Here is a 19,678-nt window from a genome sequence, read left to right on the forward strand (position 1 = left end):
CGAATGCGCGTTAACCGATTGAAGTTACGAAGCTTCTCTTGTCACCGCCGAAACCGCTTCGCCCCTCGCATTGTTCCTCCCTATATTGAGTTGATGCCCGACCCGATGCGCAGCTATCTCGACTTCGAAAAACCCGTCGCCGAGCTTGAATCCAAGATCGACGAGTTGCGTGCGCTTGCCGCGAGCGGCAGCGACATCGGCGACGAAGTCGCACGGATCGAGGACAAGGCGGCGCAGGCGCTGACCGACCTCTATGCCAATCTGACGCCGTGGCAGAAGACGCTGGTGGCGCGGCATCCACAGCGGCCGCACTTCACCGATTTCATCGGCGGCCTGATCACCGAATTCACCCCGATGGCCGGCGACCGCAAATTCGCCGACGACGAGGCCCTGATCGGCGGCTTCGGTCGTTTCCGCGGCGAGAGCATCTGCGTGGTCGGCCAGGAGAAGGGCGCCACCACGGACAGCCGGATCAAGCACAATTTCGGTATGGCGCGTCCCGAAGGCTACCGCAAGGCGGTGCGCCTGATGGAGATGGCCGACCGCTTCGGCGTTCCGGTGCTGTCGATCGTCGATTCCGCCGGCGCCTATCCCGGCATCGGTGCCGAGGAGCGCGGCCAGGCTGAGGCGATCGCGCGCTCAATCGACTCCTGCCTGTCGCTCGGCGTGCCCAATGTCGCGATCGTCACCGGCGAAGGCATGTCGGGCGGCGCCATCGCCATCACCACCGCCAACCGCGTCCTGATGATGGAGCACGCGATCTACAGCGTGATCTCGCCGGAGGCGGCGTCCTCGATCCTGTGGCGCGACGGCACCAAGGCGCAGGAAGCCGCCAACAGCATGAAGATCACCGCTCAGGACATGCTGCGCTTCGGCGTGATCGACCAGATCCTGAAAGAACCCTCCGGCGGTGCCCATCGCGACCCTGCGGCGATGATCGCGACCACGGGCGATGCCATCGCCCAGGCGTTCAACGACCTACGAAATCTTGATCCGGACGCGATTCGCAAACAGCGGCGCCAGAAGTTCCTGGATATCGGCCGCAAGCTGGGTTGACCCACCCAAACCGCTCAATTTTTCGACCAAATCGGCCGATTTTGCCGTAATTGGGCCCCGAGCCGGGTCTTTAACGTTCCTTGAACCATGCCTGCTACCGTGAAGGCTGTCAGCCTCGGTTCAGGTTGCGAGCAGGGGTGATCGAAGGCTAATATTTTACATAATGGCTTCAGGGCATATTCGCCGTGTTGGGGTCGCGAAAATCGCCCGGTGGGTGTGGAGCTCGGACTTGACTCATCGCACGCTCGTACGCGCGCTTCTGACTTCGGCGGTCCTCGCCGCGGGTGTGATGCTCGCCGGCTGCGACAGCGACCAGATCTCGCTCGCGCAGAATGCCAAGGCCAACCAGCCGGTCCCGCCAAAGCTCGTCGCTGCCATGGCCGAGAAGGACATGGACCTGCAGTCGCCGATCCTGGTGCGGCTGTTCAAGCAGGAGGCCGAGCTCGAGGTCTGGAAGCAGACCCGCTCCGGCCAGTTCGCGCTGCTCAAGACCTATCCGATCTGCCGCTGGTCGGGCGATCTCGGCCCGAAGGTCCGCGAGGGTGACCGCCAGGCCCCCGAGGGTTTCTATTCGATCAACCCGAGCCAGATGAATCCGCAATCGGCCTACTATTTGTCGTTCAACACCGGCTATCCCAACGCGTTCGACAAGTCACTCGGCCGCACCGGTTCGGAGCTGATGGTGCACGGCGACTGCTCCTCGCGCGGCTGCTACGCGATGACCGACGAGCAGATCGCGGAAATCTATTCGCTCGGCCGCGAGTCGTTCTTCGGCGGCCAGAAGGCCTTTCAGTTTCAGGCCTATCCGTTCCGGATGACGCCGGTGAACATGGCCAAGCACCGCAACAACCCGAACATGCCTTTCTGGAAGATGATCAAGGAAGGCAACGATCATTTCGAGGTGACGAAGCAGGAGCCGAAGGTCGACTTCTGCGAGAAGAAGTACGTCTTCGACGCGGTGAAGGCGCCGGACGCTGTGCGCGATCCGGTGTTCAATGCATCGGCGAAGTGCCCGGCCTATGTGATCCCCGAGGAGATCGCGAGCGCCGTGCGCGAAAAGGAGCAGCGCGACGACGCGGAGATGGCCAAATTGGCCGCGAAGGGCACGCCCGTGGCGCGCCTCAACACCGGCATCGACGGCGGCATGAACGCGATCTTCGCCTCGAAGATTCCTGAAGGAAACACCGGCCTGTCCGAAGGTGGCGACAGCCAGGCGCTGGCATCGATGTCGCTGGCGCGCGCCCCCGGCACGATCCCCGGCACGGTCAATCCGCCGCGGCCCAATCTCGCAGTCCAGCGAGAAGAGCCTGTCGTGGCGACAACGTCGTCGACAACGCCGCCGGCCAGCACGCGTGTCGCTTCGGCGAACGCGTCCGACAAGTCCGAAGGCTTCTTCTCGAGCTTTGCCCGCAAGGTCGGCATCGGTGACGCCACCGCCGACGCCGGCAAGCCGGTCGCGTCGCCGCCAGTCGCTGCCGCACCGGCCAAGCCGAAGGTCGCCGAGGCCAAGCCGCAATCGGTGGTTCGCGTCGCCCCGAAGGCCGAGCCGAAGCAGGCCGCCAAGCCCGCGCCGAAGCCGCAGGCGACCAGCACCGCCGCAGCAGCCGCGCCGGCCGCGACAACGTCGACCCAACTGGCCGGCTCCGCGCCGGTCGTGCAGACCAACTCGTTCGACACCCGCTTCTCCGCGGTGAAGTGAACGCAGTGCGGCTGCGCACAGACAGGTCGCTGCCGCGAGCCGCAATACTGCTGTAGCGCAAACTATCTCCAACCGTCGTCCTGGCGAAAGCCAGGACCCATAACCACAGAATTGTGCTGGTGAGGAAAGCCGTGGCCCCAGCGTCGCGCAACAATTGGTATTTGGGGTAATGGGTCCTGGCTTTCGCCAGGACGACGATGAGGATCGTAGCGCCCTCACCATCACATTCCCCTTGCCATTCACGCGCAGACGATCGTGAAATGCGTGCGGGCACAGCCGGGAGATTGCGATGGACGATCACACCATACGCACGGCGCTGGAGCGCCATTGGGAAGCATCGGACGCCAGCGATTTCGAGCGCGAGCACGAGATCTATCGCGAGGATGCGGTGCTTGATTATCCGCAATCGGGCGAGCGGATCCGTGGCCGGCGCAACATTCAGCAGAGCCGCACGGTGCAGCCGAACAAGAAGCGTTTCACGATCCGGCGCATGATCGGCGGCGGCGACCTCTGGATCACCGAGTACATCCTCACCTATGACGACATCCCGTCCTACACGGTGAGCATCATGGAATTCCGCGACGGTCAGGTCATCCACGAGACGCAGTATTTCGCCGATGGATTTAAGCCGTCGCCATCGCGCGCACATCTTGTCGAGCAAGTCGGCGGCACGCCGTCGCGTTGATCAACAAGAATTGCGCCGCCCCGACTAGTGGACGGTTACATGCCGTGGCTCTCGAAGACCTTCTTGCAGCTTGAGCTCAGGCTGGCTCGCTTCATCTGAAGGCAGCTCTGCACGGCGCCGTCATTGCCGAGGTCCTTGCGGCAGAAGCGCTGTGCGTCGCGCGAGCACGCGGATTGTTCGGACTTGGTGCCGGCATGCTGCGCCAGCGCGGCACCGCTGCTCATCACGGCAGCAGCACAAAGGGCTATGATCGAAAGATAACGCATTGGTGAATTCCTCCCGCGGCCCAACGGCGGCCGGAGCTCTTCGTTCCTGGGGAACCGGGGGTTCCCCTGCTTCGGCTAAGGATCCCTGAGCCCCTTGCCGGGGTCTTCGAGATGCCCGGCGCACGCGAGACCGCGGCGGCCGCAGCCCCGAGGGACATTGGCCGCTCCGGACGAAAAGCTGGCCGCCTGCCTTCGCAACGGGCGATAGTCAGCCACCTGGGAGCCCGATAATGAGTTGGCTCGCCGCGTTCTATTTTTGATTGATGGCGAACGACGGTGCGTCGCCAGCCGGTGCGCGATCATTGGCGATCGCTTCAACTGTCTCGACGATGCGCCGTCGTGCGGCACGGTCCCGGATCGCACGAAAGGCCCGCAGGAGCCGGAATGCATCCGCCGCATCTTCTGCCTGCCGTTCCTTCGTCAAGACTATCCCCGCTCGATCAGTCCGATCCAACAAGCGCAAAAACCGGCTGCGGCTCCACGACACAGTTGGAAGCCCGCAAGGCATTCAGCACTCTCTTGCCGGGTCCGCGTTGACCCTCGTCAAAAGAGCGAAGCCTTGGTGACGGCTTTGATCATGGGCGGGGACACCCAGAGCTGAGCTGGGAATGGGATGGCCCGACCGCTGCACCGCAGACGTCTTTGCCAGTCGGAACCGATCCCGCCGCGAACAGCCGCTTGGCCCGCGGTTACGGCGCCAGATACCGCAGCAGTTCCGGATCGCTCCGCACCTCGCCGGCTGCGCCCTGCAGCGCGACGCGGCCGCGGTCCAGCACATAGGCGTAGTCGGCGACGCGCAGGGCGAGGTCGAGATGCTGCTCGACGATCACGACCGAGATGTCCTTGGCAAGCTCGATCAGCCGCTCGGTGATCTCCTCGATCACGCCGATCCAGACGCCTTCGGTCGGCTCGTCCAGCAGCAGCAGCTTCGGATTGCCGAGCATGGCGCGGCCGATCGCCAGCATCTTGCGCTCGCCGCCGGACAGCGTGCCGGCCGGCTGGTCGAGACGCTGGCCGAGCTTGGGGAAGATCGCCAGCACGCGGTCGACCGCGCTCGTATCGGAGTTGGTCAGCGAGCCGACCGCGAGGTTGTCGCGCACTGAAAGCCGGGCGAACACCGAATGCTCCTGTGGCACATAGCCGATGCCGGAGCGCACGCGCTCCTCGGTGCGGCGGCGGGTGATGTCGCGGCCGTCGAAGAACAACTCTCCCGTCGTGCTCGCGAGCTCGCCGACGATGGTCTTCATCAGCGTGGTCTTGCCGGCGCCGTTGCGGCCGAGCACGGCGACGCCGCCGCGCCAGGGAATGCCGATGTTGACATCGAACAGGACCTGGCTGCGGCCGTAGCCGGCATCGATATGCCGGATATCGAGGAAGGATTGATCAGGCACGGCGAAGATAAATCTCCTGGACGCTCTTGTTGGCCTGGATTTCCGCGACCGTCCCCGACGCCAGCACCTTGCCCTGGTCGAGCACGGTGAGGCGGTCGCAGATGTCGCGGATGAAATCGAGATCGTGCTCCACGATGACGAGCGAGCAATGCTGCTTGATCGGCTGCAGCAGCTCGCCGGTGACGCGACGCTCCTCGAGGCTCATGCCGCCGGTCGGCTCGTCCAGCAGCAGCAGCCGCGGCTTGCCGGCGAGCGCCATCGCGATCTCGAGCCATTGCTGCTGGCCGTGCGACAGCGCGGCCGCGGCATCATGCGCGCGATCGGCGAGCCGGAACTGGGTCAGCATCGTCATCACCTGATCGTGCAGCCTGTTGCGGGTGCGCGACAGCACGAGATCGAACAGCGAGGAATGCGCCTGCAGCGCCAGCAGGATGTTGTCGTACAGCGTCAGCGTCGGCAGCACCGAGGTGATCTGGAATTTCAGGCTCATGCCGGCGCGGGCGCGCTCGGTCGGCGTGAACGCGGTGATGTCGGTGTTGACGAACGAGACCTTGCCCGTGGTCGGCACTTCGGCGCCGGCGACGCATTTCATCAGCGTGCTCTTGCCCGAGCCGTTGGGCCCGATCAGGCCGTGAAACTCGTTCTCGCCAACGGTCAATCCTGCGCCATCGAGCGCGGTGAGCTTGCCGTACACCTTGCTGATGCCTGACGCTTCAAGGAGCGGCATTGCCGGTCTCCTTTGGCTTTGGCGCTTTGCCGAAGCTGCCGACCCGCTCGCGCTCGCCGAGCACGAAGGAGACCAGCCCGAGCGGACGAAACATGATCACGAGCAGCAGCAATACGCCGAGGATGATCGGCCAGACGTCGCGGTAATTGTCCGACAGCCAGAAGCTGACGCCCTCGATGATCACGGTGCCGATCACCGCGCCGATCAGGGTGCCGGAGCCGCCGAACAACACGTAGAGTACCACCTGGGTCGAGAACACGACGCCCAGCATGTTGGGCCAGACGAAACCTTCGTGGAAGGCATAGAGGCTGCCGGCGAGGCCGGCGATGGTGCCGCCGACCGCAAAGATGATCGCCTTCAGATGCTGCGCCTTGTAGCCGAAGAAGGCGATGCGCTGCTCGTTCTCGCGCAGGCCCGCAAGCGCGAGGCCGAATTGCGAGCGGACCAGGAAGCGGCAGAGCAGATAGACGACGACGAGGATGCCGAGCACCATGTAGTAGTAGACTGGCCCCTCCTCGAACTCGTAGCTGCCGAGCGTGAGCGGCGGGATCGACGGGATGCCGTTCTGGCCGCCGAGATAGTACCAGCCGCGCGCCAGCCGGTCCGCCGCGTAGGAGCCGGTCAGGGTGCCGAGCGAGACGAAGATCACGCTCGAGGGATAGCGCCCGAGCAGCAGGAAGCCGCCGAGCAGCAGCGATGCGGTGAGGCCGATCAGGGTGCCCGCCGGCAGGATCAAGAGGATCGAGGTAACGTTGAGGTCGCGCGCGAGCAACGCCACGCCGTAGCCGGCGGCGCCGAAGAACAGCGCCTGGCCGAAGCTCATGATGCCGGCATAGCCCCACACCAGGTCGAACGACAGCGCGAACAGCGCGAGGATCACCACACGGGTGGCGAACACCGTGAGATAATCCTGCAGCACCCATGGCAGGACCAGTGCGATCAAGAGCACCAGCCCTTCCACGATCGGCAGGACCTTCCATCCTGCCGATGCCTGTCCCGCCGGCGCGCGCGCGGCTGGTAGCCCCTCACCTGTCACGACATCCGGTTCCTCACCGATGCGTGCGACGGCCTGCTCTGCTCCACCCATGGATTGCTCAGCATTCCTTGGGATCGACGAGACCGGCGCTGCGCGCCACGATCTCATAGTTCCCGCCTTTGGCAACAGCGGTGTACATCTTCATCTTGCAGTGCCGCTTGCCGGGCACCATTTCGGCCGGTCCGCCGGGCCCTTCGGCGATCTTGGCGTGATCGAGCGCGGCCGCAACCGACTCGCGATCGACCTTACCGGCTTCCTTGACCGCGGCTTCCCACAGCTTGAGGCCGCGATAGGTTCCGGTGGCGGCGCTGCCGGCCGCGAACAGGAAGTTGCCCGGGAAATCCTTCTCATAGGCCGCCTGGATCTTGGCGTTGAACGGATCCTCCTTGGTCAGCACCTTGAAGTAGTCGAGGCAGCTCGCCAGCCCTTCGATCTCGCTGGCCTGATTGATGTTGAGCGTGTTCTCGTCATAGTAGACGCAGGCGAGCCGCCCGCCGTTCTTGAGGAAGCCGGCTTCATAGAGCTGCTTGAAGAACGGCCCGACACCCGGCGGGATCACGGTGTTGAAGACGACGTCGACCTTGTTGGAGACGATGCGATTGACGGTCGACGAGAAGTCGACCTGGTCGAGCGGGTAGTATTCCTCGAACACGACCTCGCCGCCGTTGGCCTCGATCACCTTGCGGGCGTAGACGTTGAGCGTGTGCGGCCAGACATAATTGGCGCTCGGCAGCGCGAACTTCTTGCCGCCGTTCTTGATCAGCCAGGGAATGAACTCGTCGCATTGCTGCGCCGGCGTCGGCCCGGTGCAGAACAGATAGGGCGTGCACTCCTTGCCCTCGTAGAGCTGCGGATAGATGTACAGCGTCTTGCCGCGCGCCACGATCGGATCCTTGATCGCGTTGCGCATCGACGAGGTGATGCCGCCCAGCACCATGTCGACCTTGTCGCGCTGGATCAGCTTGCGGACGTTGCCGACCGCGACCGATTCGTTCGAGGCGGTGTCCTCGATATAGAGCTCGAGCGGCCGGCCGAGCAGGCCGCCGCCGGCGTTGATCTCCTTGATCACCATCTTGGCGACGTTGGCGTCGGCATTGCCGGCATAGGCGATCGGGCCGGTCAGGTCGGTTGCGATGCCGACCTTGATCGGGCCTTCGGCGGCGTTGGCCCAATCCGGCCTCACCACCCAGCTGCCGACCCCGGTCGCGAGCGCACCGGTCGCAAAGGCGAAATTGCTCATGAAGCGGCGGCGCGTAAGATTCATGCGTTCAATCGACATGGTGATTAGACCCCTTTCCCAGCAATGAGGCCTTGCGGCCGGAATTTGATGAAGGCGATGGCGAGCACGAAGACGAGAACGTCGGCGACGACGGGAGACATGACCCATGGCAGCGCCGCGCTGAGCGTGCCGATCACACCGGCGCCGGCGACCGGACCGATGAAGGAGCCGACCCCGCCGACCATCACGGCGACGAAGCCCTGGATCAGGAAGCGGATGCCGAGATCAGCGAACAGAGAGAACACCGGCACGATCAACGCGCCGGCAAGGCCGGCCAGCGCCGCGCCGAACGCAAAGGTCGCGCCGTAGATCAACGGCGTCGAGATGCCCGACGCGCGCGCCAGCGCCGGGTTCTCCAGGGTGGCGCGGACCCGAAGCCCAAAGCTGGTGCGCGCCAGCAGCAGATAGCAGCCGCCCATCACCACGAGCGTGATCACGATGATGGTGAAGCGCCAAGCCGAGATGTGGACCGAGCCGAGGTCGATCGAACCGCCGATCGGCTCCGGCACCGTGAGATAGAAGCCGCCGATCAGGCCGCGGACGCTTTCGCGAATGATCAACCCGAGCGCATAGGTGCCGAGCATCGCCACGATCGGCGCCGCATAGAAGCGGCGGATGATCAGCGCCTCCAGCACGAAGCCGATCGCGCCGACCACGAAGGGCGCCGCGACCATGCCGGCCCAGACCGGCGCGCCATGGGCGTAAGCCAGATAGGTGACATAGGCCCCGAGCAGGACGAACTCGCCCTGCGCGAAGTTGAAGATGCCCATCATGCTGGCGATGATGCCGAGCCCGAGCACGACCAGCACGATGATCGCGCCGAAGCTCACGATTTCGAACACCGCGGCAAAGGTGCTAGCCATGGTGTTCGATCCGTCGACCTTGCGTCTGCGACAAGCGGCGCCTCACATCTTCTTCCAGTCGCCGGCCTGCTCGAAGGCATGCGCGGCACGGTAGATGGTGGTTTCCTCGAACATCCGGCCGACCAGCATCAGGCCGACCGGCAGGCCGTCGACCATGCCGCAGGGCAGCGACATCGCCGGATGATGGGTGATGTCGAACGGCGCGGTGTTGGAGATCATCTCCAGCGCGCGGGCGACATACTCCTCGCGGCTGGCATTGGCCTCGGGCAACTTCGTCGCCTTCATCGGCGTGGTCGGCATCAGCAGCAGATCGTAGTCCTTGAAAGCCTTGTCGTAGGCTGCTGTCAGCCGGCGCGAGATGTTGAGCGCCTTGCCGTAGAAGCGCGGACCGAAATTGTTGTTGATGTAGGTGCCGAGCAGCATGAACAGCTTCGTGGTCTCGGACAGCGAATCCGCCTGACGGCGCCAGCCGCGATGGAAATCCATCAGCGAGGTCGAATAAAGGTCGCCGCGGCTGAGGCCGTAGCCGTCGCCGAACATCATGGTCTGGGTCAGACCTTCGGTGCCGATCGGGGTCCAGATCGCGCCGCCGAGCATGTGCATCGGGATCGACACCGTCTCGACGCTGGCGCCGAGATCCTTGAAGCGCTTGGCCGCCTCACGCACGCTTTCGTTCACCGCGGCCTCGGCGGTCGGCTGCTCAAAGCCTTCCTTGACGATGCCGATCTTCATACCCTTGACGCCCTTGCCGAGCGCCTTGGTGTAGTCCTCGACCTTCGGCGCCTTGATCCGCGGATCATAGCCGTCGTCGCCGGCCAGCACTTCCAGCAGCAGCGCGTTGTCTTCCACGGTCGCGGTCATCGGGCCGGTGTGGTCGACGTAGATCTCGATCGGCATGATGCCGGTATAGGGCACGAGACCCCAGGTCGGCTTCATGCCGTAGGTTCCGCAGAACGAGGACGGCATACGGATCGAGCCACCCTGGTCGCCGCCGATCGCCATGTCGACCTCGCCGAGCGCGACCACGACGCCGGAGCCCGACGACGAGCCGCCGGCCGAATAACCCATCTTGTGCGGATTGTGCACCGGCCCATAGGAGCCGGTGTGGCTGCCGCCGGACAGGCAGAAGTGTTCGCAGTGCGTCTTGCCGGCGATCTCGGCGCCGGCATCGAGCATGCGCGTGACGATGGTGGCGTCGAAGTCGGGCATATAGCCTTCGAGCGTCGACGAGCCGTTGGTCATCGGCACACCGGCCAGCATGATGTTGTCCTTCAGCGCCACCGTCTTGCCCTTGAGCTTGCCGGAGGCGGCGCCCTTCACGGTCGACTTGCGGTACCAGGCGTTGTGCTTGTTGTCTTCCGGTGCCGGACGATAGCCGGGCGTGCGCGGATATTTCACTTCGGGCAGCTCGTCCGGCATCTGGGCGACGAGATTGTAGGCATCGACCGAACCCTGCATCAGGCCGCGGAACGAGGCCACGTCCTCATCGGTCAGGGACAGGCCGCACTGCTCGGCGACGGCACGAAGTTGCGTTGGCGTGGGAAGGACGACGGTCACGGCGCTCTCCTGAAGCTTTTGATCTTTGGATTGATCCCTCGACGCAGGGCCGCGGGCAGCGCGTTGACCCGCGCGAACCGCTCACCCCGTCGCTGTATTGAAAACGGAAATATTTTCCTTTTCAAGTATTATTTCGCAAAGCTCCCTCTCCCGCTTGCGGGGGAGGGTCGGGGTGGGGGTGTCTCCACGAATCGTATCTTGGAAAGAGCCCCACCCGGATTGCATCTGCGATGCAATCCGACCTCCCCCGCAAGCGGGAGAGGTGAAGGAAGAATCAGATCGCCTTGATTACCCTGAAGTCGAGGCCGTCGGCTTCGGCCAGATACATCGGCATCCTGGCGTGGCCGCTGCGCACGGTGACCGGACCGCGCGGGCCGCGATAGACGAGGTTGTCGGCTGCCGCGAGCAGCGGGCGCAGGTCCAGCGTGCCGGCGCGGTTGGCGGCAGCCTCGAGCAGACAGAAGCCTTCATAGGCGGACTCGCCGCACGATCCGACCGGCGGCGCGAACGCCCCGAACATCGCGCGATAGCGGTCCCTGAAATCGTCGCCGGCCTGCGAGCCGACGGAGGGGAAATAGCCGGAGGCGCAGAACAGGTTCTCGGTCTTGTCGGCGCCGATGCCGAGCAGCGCGGTTTCGTCGAAACAGCCGGCAAAGCGCAACGTGGTGGCGGCGAGCCCGGCATCGGCGAAGGCGCGGTTGAAGGTCACGCCGTCGGTGCCGATCAGCGAGATCAGCACGACATCGGGCTTGGCCGCGCGGATCCGCTCCAGTTGCGTCTCGTGATCGTCCTCGCCGACCGGCACGAACTCCTCGCCGACCACGAGGCCGCCGGTCTCCTTGATGTAGCGCTTCACCGCGCGGTGTGACTGCCATGGCCAGACATAGTCGCTACCGATCAGGTACCAGCGCCTGGCGCGCTTCACCTCGGCCAGCCAGTGGATCGACGGCCGGTTCTGCCAACGCGGTGTCTCGCCGATCGCAATCACGCCCGGCGTCCGCTCGCCGCCCTCATAGACCGGCGTGTAGATGTAGGGGATCTTGCTGCGGGTGATGAGGTGACGCAGCGCGACACGCACCGCGCTGGTGTGCATGCCCATGATGAGATCGACCTCGTCGGAGGCGATCGCCTGCTCGGCGCGGTCGACGACCTCGTCGAGCGGTCCACCGGCGTCGTAGACCTGGAACTCGATCTCGCGGCCGAGGATGCCGCCGCGCCGGTTGATCTCGGCGACGGCGAGCTGCGCGGTCGAGGTCGTGGCCGGCCCCCACATCCCGGGCGAACCGGAACAACAGACGAAGCCGCCGATCCGCAGCCGGTTGCGCGCGCCGCGCGGACCGAACCCGCCGCGATCCATCGGCGCAAGCAGGCGATCGGAGGCCGCCGACGCCAGGTTCCTGAACAACAGGGATGGCGGGAACGGGAGGTCTCTTGCCATGACGTTGGGCGTCGAATGCACACCTGCTCCTGTCCGGCACCGGCACGCCGCTCACGGCAACGGTGCCACACGCTAGATCGTCTTGATCACATTGAAGTCGAGACCGTCGGCCTCGGCAAGATAGATCGGCATTTCGGCGCGGCCGTCGCGAATGGTGACGGTGCCGCGGGCGCCGCTGTAGACGAGATTTCGCGCCGCAGCGAACAAGGGACCCGTCGAGAGCGAACGGGCGCGGTTGGCCGCCGCTTCGAGGAAGCGCATCCCCTCGTAATTGGACTGCCCGACCGAGCCGATCGGCGGCGCGTGCGCCCCGAACATCGCGCGGTAGCTGATCTGGAACTCGTCATTGGCGCGCGAGTCGACGCAGCCGAAATAGCCGGAGGCGCAGAACAGGTTCTCGGTCGCGTCCGGCCCGATGCCGAGCAGCACGGTCTCGTCCATCGCGCCCGCATAGCGCAGCGTGGTGGCGGCGAGCCCGGCTTCCGCGAAGGCGCGGTTGAAGGTGATACTGTCGGTGCCGATCAGGGTGATCAGCACGACGTCGGGCCTTGCTGCGCGGATCCGCGCCAGATGCGGCTCGTGATCGTCCTCGCCGAGCGGGACGAATTCCTCGCCGACCACCTGGCCGCCGGCCTCCTTGATGTAACGCTTCACCGCGCGATGCGATTGCCAGGGCCAGACATAGTCGCTGCCGATCAGGTACCAGCGCTGCGCCTTCTTGACCTCGGTGAGCCAGTGGATCGCCGGGCGGCTTTCGGCGCGCGGCGTCTCGCCGATCGCCATCACCCCTGGCGTCCGCTCGCCGCCCTCATAGACCGGCGTGTAGACATAGGGGATGCGGCCGGCCGTGACCTTGCGCAGTGCGAGGCGGACCGCGGAGATATGCGAGCCCATGATCACGTCGATCTCGTCGAACGCGATCGCCCGCTCGGCACGGCGCACCACCTCCTCGATCGGACCGCCGGCGTCGTACATCGACAGTTCGACCTCGCGGCCGCGGATGCCGCCGCGCCGGTTGATCTCGGCGACCGCGAGCATGACGCTGTTGGCCGAGATCGGCCCCCAGATCCCGGGCGCGCCGGAGAAGGTGATGAAATTGCCGATTCTGAGCTTGCTGTCGGTGCCGCCACGGCGCGAGGAGCCCGGCTTGACGGTCAAAGCGAGATCGGCCGCGCAGGACGACGGATTTCGAAACAGGTGCGGCGGCGCGACGGGCATGCCGCCATACGCCTGGAAGGAGACCGTCGAAAGCACGCCAACTCCTGTCTGGGAAGCAGTACGCAACGCAGCCAGCGGGCGGTCGCGGCATCCGCCCCTTGGTTGGGGGAATATCCTAGGGGAAAATATTGAATATTCAACAATTGAAGTGCATATAGAAATGGCATGAGTTGCCGGACATTCATTCACCGGGTCAGGAACCAGGTCTCACGCCGTGGCTAAACCGCCGAAAGAAAATTCCCCGATCACCGAACACCTCGCCTACCTGCTCGCGCAAGCCAACCGGGAGATCAACCGGCAGTTGGAGACGCGGCTGGCCAAGGAAGGCGTGCCGGTCGAGCAGTGGCGCATCCTCAAAGTGCTGTCCGACGGCAACGGCCACTCGATGGGCGAGCTTGCCGACGCGGTGCTGCTCAACCATCCGACGCTGACCAAGATGATCGACCGCATGGTGTCGGATGCCCTCGTCTATCGCGTGCAGGATCCGAAGGATCGCCGCAAGGTGCTGATGTTCGTCTCCGACCGCGGCAAGGCGCTGTGCCGCCGGCTGAACTCGCTGGCGGTGAGCCAGGAAGAGCACATCGTCGAGAGCTATGGCGACAAGTCGACCACCGAGCTCAAGCGGCTGCTGGAAAGCCTGATCGGCAGCGCCAACTGAGGCCGCGCCGGCCGGTGCGGCGCCGCCATCGAGCCACAAAAAAAGACCGGCGGGGAATGTCGGGCCCGGGGCGTTGGGTGCGTCCTGTGAGCGCGCCGGCGGCGCAGCCTTTGCGCCCGCGCGCTTGAGGTCCACCCGATCCACCAGATAGCGAGGACAACCCCGTCATGACTTCGATCACGCCGTTCCTCTGGCTCGACAACAATGTCCGCGATGCAGTCGCCTTCTACAAATCGGTGTTCCCGAACGCCGAGATCGAGACCGTCAGCGACTTCATGGCGAGTTTTGAGCTCGAGGGGCAGCGGTTCTACGCGCTCAATGGCGGGCCGCAGCACAAGTTCAACGAGGCGGTGTCGTTCTTCCTCAGCGTCGAGACCCAGGAGCAGGTGGATTACTTCTGGGAGAAGCTCACCGACGGCGGCCAGGAATCGCGCTGCGGCTGGCTCAAGGACCGCTTCGGCCTGTCCTGGCAGGTGATCCCGACGGCGCTGAGCCGCTACCTCGGCGATCCCGACCGCAAGGCGGCCGATCGCGCGATGCAGGCGATGCTGAAGATGCAGAAGATCGTCATCGCCGATCTCGACAAGGCCTTCGCCGGTTCACAATGATGCGGCTTTGACGGGCGGGCCAATAGCCCGCCGCGTCGTCTGCGGCAACTGGGCGCACCGGGTTTTCTCCGGTGAAAGCAGGCCCGCGTTTTGCGGTGCGGACGTACCGGACAACACCAACGCTGCCGGCATGCAATGGACCACATCGAGCGCGCTCCTGTACCATCGCGCGCTCGAGCGATTCCTACAACGCAATGCCCTTGGGCGGATTGCAGATGCTTGGGAAATCGATGGCGAAGAGGGAGGTCGCCTTGGACCGTTTCCTGGCGTATCTATTCTGCAAACCAGCACCAGGAATCGGATGGACAAGATAGTTACGGCACACGATATCTTCCCGCATATACGAATCGTGTTGGGTATGGTCGTCGGGCTGGGGGTTACACGTCTTTTGTCCGGGGTGGCCCGCATCGTCCAACACCCCAAACAATACCGCGTTTATTCCGTGCATCTCGCCTGGGTCCTCGTGGCGCTCTTGATGCTCGTTCACTTTTGGTGGTGGGAATTCGGTCTTTTCAAGATCGAGCATTGGACCTTCGGGACGTACCTGTTCCTGATCGGGTACGCGATTGTCTTGTTCCTGATCTGCGCGATGCTCTTTCCGGACTCGATGGATGGCTATCGCAATTACGAAGAGTATTTCTATTCACGACGAATGTGGTTCTTCGGCCTGCTGGCCCTCACTTACATTCTCGATGTCGTCGATACTCTCTTGAAGGGAGAAGCCCACTTCGCTCAATTTGGCCATGAGTATGTTTTTCGAACGCCGGTTCTCATCGTCCTGTCCGTGGTTGCCGTTCTGACCGGCAATCGAAGGTTTCACGCCATTTTCGTTCTTGGCACCCTCGTGTACCAAACGACATGGATTTTGCGTCTCTTCAATACGATCGGCTAGCCAATCGACAGTCGCGAGATGATGCCGGGCCTTTGTCGTCACGCAAAGAGATGCGTATTTTTCAAGGCTTGGCGCCAATCTTGATATGGATTGCGTCGACGCTTTCCTGACTATCGGGCACCTGCTTCGCGAAGGCGGTCAATCCCTCATTCCGCATGGCGTGCAGAAGGATGGCGGCCGGCTTACCAGCATCACCCCAATCCGACTGTCGCGATTCGGCGATCTGCACTTCGACCCCTTTGAGCACGACAATGCCGGCTGCGGGCTGTCCCGGCGGGATATATCCAGAGCCCTGTGCAACTGCTTGTCTCTTCCAGCCGGCGGCATCGAGCGCTTGGGCGACATCTTCCATCAATGCAACCGCTTCGGGGTCAAGCTCGACCGAGAAGTCAAACGGAGTGCCGCGAAACTCCTTGAGGGTATTGGCAACGCGCTGTTGCGACGCAGGGCCGAACGTCCTCGGACTATCGGCCCACCATTCGAGGCCACAGCCGACCAGGACGAGAACGGCAAATGTAATCGCCAACCCTCGCTCCCAGGCGCCTTTCGAAATCCCGAGGACCAGAAGTGCGACTTCGCCGCTCAATCCGACCAGAAGCAGGATTTCCCCGATTTGCCTCAGCCAACTGAACAGGACCAGGGAAAAGGCGGGAGTATGTAACATCAGGCATTCCAAGTCGCAGAGGCCGGCAGGCGATTCGAGGCGTCACTTGTAGCCGCGCGAATCCGGCATACAAACATCTGAAGCTCAACGACATAGAATCAGCCGACGCCAAGTCATGCAACTCTTGAATGCGTGGGACGATCTCCGAGATCGTCATCACTCATCGCTCTCGGTTGAACTGCCAAGTGTCTGGATCGTCCCGGCCGTCCGCCCACGGGATCCTCTTCCTTACGGGGCCCTCGCGGGCCGAAGAAACGCGGCGCGCACACCCTCCGTGGAGCGGGTACTGTTGCGCTGCGCTGATTGCGATCGAAGTTTCACCGGTGAAGGTGGTTGCGGTGCGAGATGTACCGAGCCACGCCAACAGAAGCGTGGCAACCTGACCGGGATGAACATGGAGATCGTCACGAGCATTAGCGAATTGAAGCCTGGCGACACTTCAACACTTCACATTCATCATGGCGATGAATCCTACTACTTCCTCGAAGGCGGGACCGTCGAATTGCCGGACGGAAGGCAGGTGCCTATTCCGACCGGCACCATTGGCTTGAATGTACGGGATACACCACACGGCGCTTATAAGGTCGTCGGTGACAAGACGATCAAGCTCTTGACCGTCCATATCGTCGACAAGGGCAAGCCGCTTTACGACACCCCGAAATAGTTAAATGGCCATCGGCAGGCGTGACGGGCCGCGCGCGCCTGCCGATCTGCGCCTGCCCCGTTGAAGTCGCCTACTACGCGTACCGCCCGTGGCAGTGCTTGTACTTCTTGCCTGAACCGCAGGGGCAGTCCTCGTTGCGGCCGACCTTGCCCCAGCTTGCCGGGTCGTTCGGATTGCGGTCGGCTGCGGACATGGCCGGCGCCAGCGAGGCCTGGGCGTAAGTGGCCTCGGTCAGGCGGGCCTGGGCGAACTCGTCCTCACCGGTGTTCGGATCGAGCTTGTGCGCTTCCATCGGCGGCAGCTGCATCGGCGGCTCTTCCGGCGGCACGATCTCCACCCGCATCAGCTGGGCGGTGACCGCCTCGCGCAGATGCGCGCTCATTTCCTGGAAGAGATTGAAGGCTTCGGTCTTGTACTCCTGCAACGGATCGCGCTGGCCGTAGCCGCGCAGGCCGATCACCTGGCGCAGATGGTCGAGCATGATCAGGTGCTCGCGCCAGAGATGGTCGAGCGTCTGCAACAGGATGGTCTTCTCGACGTAACGCATCACGTCGGGGCCCCATTGCGCGACCTTGGCCGCCATCCGCTCGTCAACGTGGTTCTCGATGCGCGTCAGCAGCTCCTCGTCGGCAATGCCCTCTTCCTTGGCCCATTCGTCGACCGGCAGATCGACATCGAGCACGCGCTTCAGCTCTTCCTTGAGGCCCGCAGTGTCCCATTGCTCGGCATAGGCGTGCTCGGGAATGTGCTTGGCGACCACGTCCTCGACGAAGGCGTGGCGCATGTCGGTCACGGTCTCGACGACGCTGTCGTCCTTCATCAGGTCGACGCGCTGGTCGAAGATCACCTTGCGCTGGTCGTTCTGGACGTTGTCGAATTTCAAGAGGTTCTTGCGGATGTCGAAGTTGCGCGCCTCGACCTTCTGCTGGGCCTTCTCGAGCGCCTTGTTGATCCAGGGATGGATGATGGCTTCGCCTTCCTGCAGGCCGAGCCGCTGCAGCATGCTGTCGAGCCGATCCGAGCCGAAGATGCGCATCAGATCGTCTTCCAGCGACAGGAAGAATTTCGAGCGGCCGGGGTCGCCCTGACGGCCGGAACGGCCGCGCAGCTGGTTGTCGATGCGGCGGGATTCGTGGCGCTCGGAGCCGATGATGTAGAGGCCGCCCGGCTTCTTCACGGTCTTGGCGGGCTTGTTGCCCTTGGCGGGCTCGACCTCGAAATCCTCTTCCGCCTTCAGCACGATCTCGCGGAAGCGCTCGATGTCGGCCTTGATCTGCTCGATCTTCTTGGCCTTCTCGGCCTCGTCGGTGATGGTTGCGGTCTCCTGCTGGATCCGCATCTCGAGCGAGCCGCCGAGCTTGATGTCGGTACCGCGGCCGGCCATGTTGGTCGCGATCGTGATCGCGCCCGGCACGCCGGCTTCCGCGACGATATAGGCTTCCTGCTCGTGGAAGCGCGCGTTCAGCACTGCGAACAGCTTTGCCGGCTTGCCCGCGCGGGCAGCGGCATAGAGCTTCTCCATGCCGGATTCGGAGGTGAAATCGATCTGCTTGTAGCCGTGCTTCTTGAGGAACTCGGCCAGCACTTCCGACTTCTCGATCGACGCCGTGCCGACCAGCACCGGCTGCAGCCGCTTGTTGGCGCGCTCGATCTCGGCGAGGATCGCGCCGTACTTCTCGTTCTGGGTGCGATAGACCTCGTCGTCCTCGTCGAGACGCGCCACCGGCAGGTTGGTCGGGATCTCGACGACCTCGAGCTTGTAGATGTCGAACAGTTCGTCGGCTTCGGTCAGCGCCGTGCCGGTCATGCCGGACAGCTTCTGGTACATCCGGAAATAGTTCTGGAAGGTGATCGAGGCCAGCGTCTGGTTCTCGGGCTGGACCGTGACGTGCTCCTTGGCTTCCAGCGCCTGGTGCAAGCCTTCCGAATAGCGGCGGCCCTGCATCATGCGTCCGGTGAACTCGTCGATGATCACGACCTCGTCGTCGCGGACGATGTAGTCCTTGTCGCGCGTGAACAGCGTATGCGCGCGCAGCGCCTGGTTGACGTGATGCACGACGGAGACGTTCTCGACGTCGTACAGCGAATCGCCCTTGAGCTGGCCGGCGTCGCGCAGCAGGTTCTCCAGCTTCTCCATGCCGCCTTCGGTCAGTGTCACCGTGCGCTGCTTCTCGTCGACCTCGTAGTCGTCCTTCTTGACGAGCTTCGGCATGAAGGTGTCGATGGTGTTGTAGAAATCCGAACGGTCGTCGAGCGGGCCGGAAATGATCAGCGGCGTGCGCGCTTCGTCGATCAGGATCGAGTCCACCTCGTCGACGATCGCATAGAAGTGCTCGCGCTGGACCATGTCCTCCAGGCGGTACTTCATGTTGTCGCGCAGATAGTCGAAGCCGTATTCGTTGTTGGTCCCGTAGGTGATGTCGCAGGCATAGGCGGCCTTGCGCTCGGCGTCGTCGAGGCCGTGCACGATCACGCCGGTGGTCAGCCCCAGGAACGAATAGATCTGACCCATCCAGCCGGAGTCGCGGCGGGCGAGGTAGTCGTTGACGGTGACGACATGGACGCCCTTGCCGGCGAGCGCGTTGAGGTAGACCGCGAGCGTCGCAACCAGCGTCTTGCCTTCGCCGGTCTTCATCTCGGCGATGTCGCCCTCGTGCAGCACCATGCCGCCGATCAGCTGGACGTCGAAATGGCGCTGACCGAGCGTCCGCTTGGCCGCCTCGCGCACCGTGGCGAAGGCCGGAACCAGGATGTCGTCGAGCGTCTTGCCGCCGGCGAGCTGCTGCTTGAACTCGGCGGTGCGGGCCTTGAGCTGGTCGTCCGTCAGTTTGACGAGCTCACCTTCCAGGGCGTTGATGGCGCTGACGCGGGACTGATACCCCTTGACCCGACGGTCGTTGGAGGAGCCGAAAAACTTGCGGGCGAGCGCGCCGATCATGCGAAATTCCTGTTCTTCGGTCTCGAGTTCGGTCTTGGT

19 protein-coding genes are annotated in these 19,678 nt (G+C 63.8%); 7 read left to right on the forward strand and 12 right to left on the reverse strand.

Annotated elements, in window-relative coordinates; all coding sequences use genetic code 11:
* Window positions 1-93 precede the first annotated feature (93 nt).
* The 3 genes from CO675_RS05785 to CO675_RS05795 all read left to right on the forward strand — a co-directional run bounded on the left by CO675_RS05785 (window position 94) and on the right by CO675_RS05795 (window position 3,440).
* Entirely contained in the window at window positions 94-1,056 is a 963-nt protein-coding gene (locus CO675_RS05785) for an acetyl-CoA carboxylase carboxyltransferase subunit alpha (RefSeq protein ID WP_097671083.1), read from the forward strand.
* Window positions 1,057-1,285: 229 nt separating this feature from the next.
* The gene (locus CO675_RS05790) at window positions 1,286-2,755 is read left to right on the forward strand and encodes a L,D-transpeptidase family protein (RefSeq protein ID WP_097671084.1); all 1,470 of its coding nucleotides are present in this window, start codon (window positions 1,286-1,288) and stop codon (window positions 2,753-2,755) included.
* A 289-nt stretch (window positions 2,756-3,044) separates the two neighbouring features.
* The gene (locus tag CO675_RS05795; protein WP_097671085.1) at window positions 3,045-3,440 is read left to right on the forward strand and encodes a nuclear transport factor 2 family protein; all 396 of its coding nucleotides are present in this window, start codon (window positions 3,045-3,047) and stop codon (window positions 3,438-3,440) included.
* Between the two features lie 35 nt (window positions 3,441-3,475).
* Here the strand turns inward: CO675_RS05795 and CO675_RS05800 are convergent, their stop codons facing one another.
* From CO675_RS05800 to CO675_RS05840, 10 genes are all read right to left on the reverse strand, one after another.
* Window positions 3,476-3,706, reverse strand: coding sequence for a hypothetical protein (locus tag CO675_RS05800; RefSeq protein ID WP_097671086.1), 231 nt, complete (start codon window positions 3,704-3,706; stop codon window positions 3,476-3,478).
* A gap of 250 nt (window positions 3,707-3,956) precedes the next feature.
* Window positions 3,957-4,130: a hypothetical protein gene (locus tag CO675_RS40885; protein WP_198964501.1), complete on the reverse strand. Its 174-nt coding sequence runs from the start codon at window positions 4,128-4,130 to the stop codon at window positions 3,957-3,959.
* Window positions 4,131-4,395: 265 nt separating this feature from the next.
* On the reverse strand, window positions 4,396-5,097 hold the full coding sequence (locus CO675_RS05805; protein WP_097671087.1) for a branched-chain amino acid ABC transporter ATP-binding protein: 702 nt from the start codon (window positions 5,095-5,097) through the stop codon (window positions 4,396-4,398).
* Window positions 5,090-5,824, reverse strand: coding sequence for an ABC transporter ATP-binding protein (locus tag CO675_RS05810; RefSeq protein ID WP_097671088.1), 735 nt, complete (start codon window positions 5,822-5,824; stop codon window positions 5,090-5,092). The genes CO675_RS05805 and CO675_RS05810 overlap by 8 nt, the downstream gene beginning before the upstream one ends.
* Window positions 5,811-6,911 (reverse strand): branched-chain amino acid ABC transporter permease, encoded by a 1,101-nt coding sequence (locus CO675_RS05815; RefSeq protein ID WP_245452647.1) that lies wholly within the window; start codon window positions 6,909-6,911, stop codon window positions 5,811-5,813. Before CO675_RS05815 ends, CO675_RS05810 begins: the two co-directional genes overlap by 14 nt.
* 7 nt (window positions 6,912-6,918) lie before the next feature.
* Window positions 6,919-8,139 (reverse strand): substrate-binding protein, encoded by a 1,221-nt coding sequence (locus CO675_RS05820; RefSeq protein ID WP_097671090.1) that lies wholly within the window; start codon window positions 8,137-8,139, stop codon window positions 6,919-6,921.
* 5 nt (window positions 8,140-8,144) lie between these two features.
* Window positions 8,145-9,002 (reverse strand): branched-chain amino acid ABC transporter permease, encoded by an 858-nt coding sequence (locus CO675_RS05825; protein ID WP_097671091.1) that lies wholly within the window; start codon window positions 9,000-9,002, stop codon window positions 8,145-8,147.
* A gap of 42 nt (window positions 9,003-9,044) precedes the next feature.
* On the reverse strand, window positions 9,045-10,559 hold the full coding sequence (locus CO675_RS05830; RefSeq protein ID WP_097671092.1) for an amidase: 1,515 nt from the start codon (window positions 10,557-10,559) through the stop codon (window positions 9,045-9,047).
* Between the two features lie 274 nt (window positions 10,560-10,833).
* Window positions 10,834-11,997: a substrate-binding domain-containing protein gene (locus CO675_RS05835; protein WP_097671093.1), complete on the reverse strand. Its 1,164-nt coding sequence runs from the start codon at window positions 11,995-11,997 to the stop codon at window positions 10,834-10,836.
* Window positions 11,998-12,069: 72 nt separating this feature from the next.
* Window positions 12,070-13,251: a substrate-binding domain-containing protein gene (locus CO675_RS05840; RefSeq protein WP_097671094.1), complete on the reverse strand. Its 1,182-nt coding sequence runs from the start codon at window positions 13,249-13,251 to the stop codon at window positions 12,070-12,072.
* A gap of 178 nt (window positions 13,252-13,429) precedes the next feature.
* Between CO675_RS05840 and CO675_RS05845 the strand changes: the two genes are divergently transcribed.
* The 3 genes from CO675_RS05845 to CO675_RS05855 all read left to right on the forward strand — a co-directional run bounded on the left by CO675_RS05845 (window position 13,430) and on the right by CO675_RS05855 (window position 15,373).
* Window positions 13,430-13,873 carry a MarR family winged helix-turn-helix transcriptional regulator gene (locus CO675_RS05845; protein ID WP_016847408.1) on the forward strand — a complete coding sequence of 148 codons (444 nt, stop codon included), beginning with the start codon at window positions 13,430-13,432 and terminating at the stop codon, window positions 13,871-13,873.
* A gap of 167 nt (window positions 13,874-14,040) precedes the next feature.
* Window positions 14,041-14,481, forward strand: a complete 441-nt coding sequence (locus CO675_RS05850; protein ID WP_097671095.1) for a VOC family protein — start codon at window positions 14,041-14,043, stop codon at window positions 14,479-14,481.
* 301 nt (window positions 14,482-14,782) lie between these two features.
* Window positions 14,783-15,373, forward strand: a complete 591-nt coding sequence (locus CO675_RS05855) for a hypothetical protein (protein WP_097671096.1) — start codon at window positions 14,783-14,785, stop codon at window positions 15,371-15,373.
* A gap of 61 nt (window positions 15,374-15,434) precedes the next feature.
* Here the strand turns inward: CO675_RS05855 and CO675_RS05860 are convergent, their stop codons facing one another.
* Window positions 15,435-16,037, reverse strand: coding sequence for a hypothetical protein (locus tag CO675_RS05860; RefSeq protein WP_097671097.1), 603 nt, complete (start codon window positions 16,035-16,037; stop codon window positions 15,435-15,437).
* 394 nt (window positions 16,038-16,431) lie between these two features.
* Here CO675_RS05860 and CO675_RS05865 point away from each other — a divergent pair, with 394 nt between their 5' ends.
* Complete coding sequence (locus CO675_RS05865; protein ID WP_245452648.1) at window positions 16,432-16,701, forward strand: cupin domain-containing protein; 270 nt, start codon at window positions 16,432-16,434, stop codon at window positions 16,699-16,701.
* A gap of 73 nt (window positions 16,702-16,774) precedes the next feature.
* On the opposite strand, the gene secA is transcribed toward CO675_RS05865, so the two are convergent.
* Window positions 16,775-19,639, reverse strand: a complete 2,865-nt coding sequence (secA, locus tag CO675_RS05870) for a preprotein translocase subunit SecA (RefSeq protein WP_097671098.1) — start codon at window positions 19,637-19,639, stop codon at window positions 16,775-16,777.
* Between the last annotated feature and the right edge of the window lie 39 nt (window positions 19,640-19,678).

Origin of the sequence: Bradyrhizobium sp. C9 (assembly GCF_002532045.1) — a bacterium.
GTDB lineage: Bacteria > Pseudomonadota > Alphaproteobacteria > Rhizobiales > Xanthobacteraceae > Bradyrhizobium.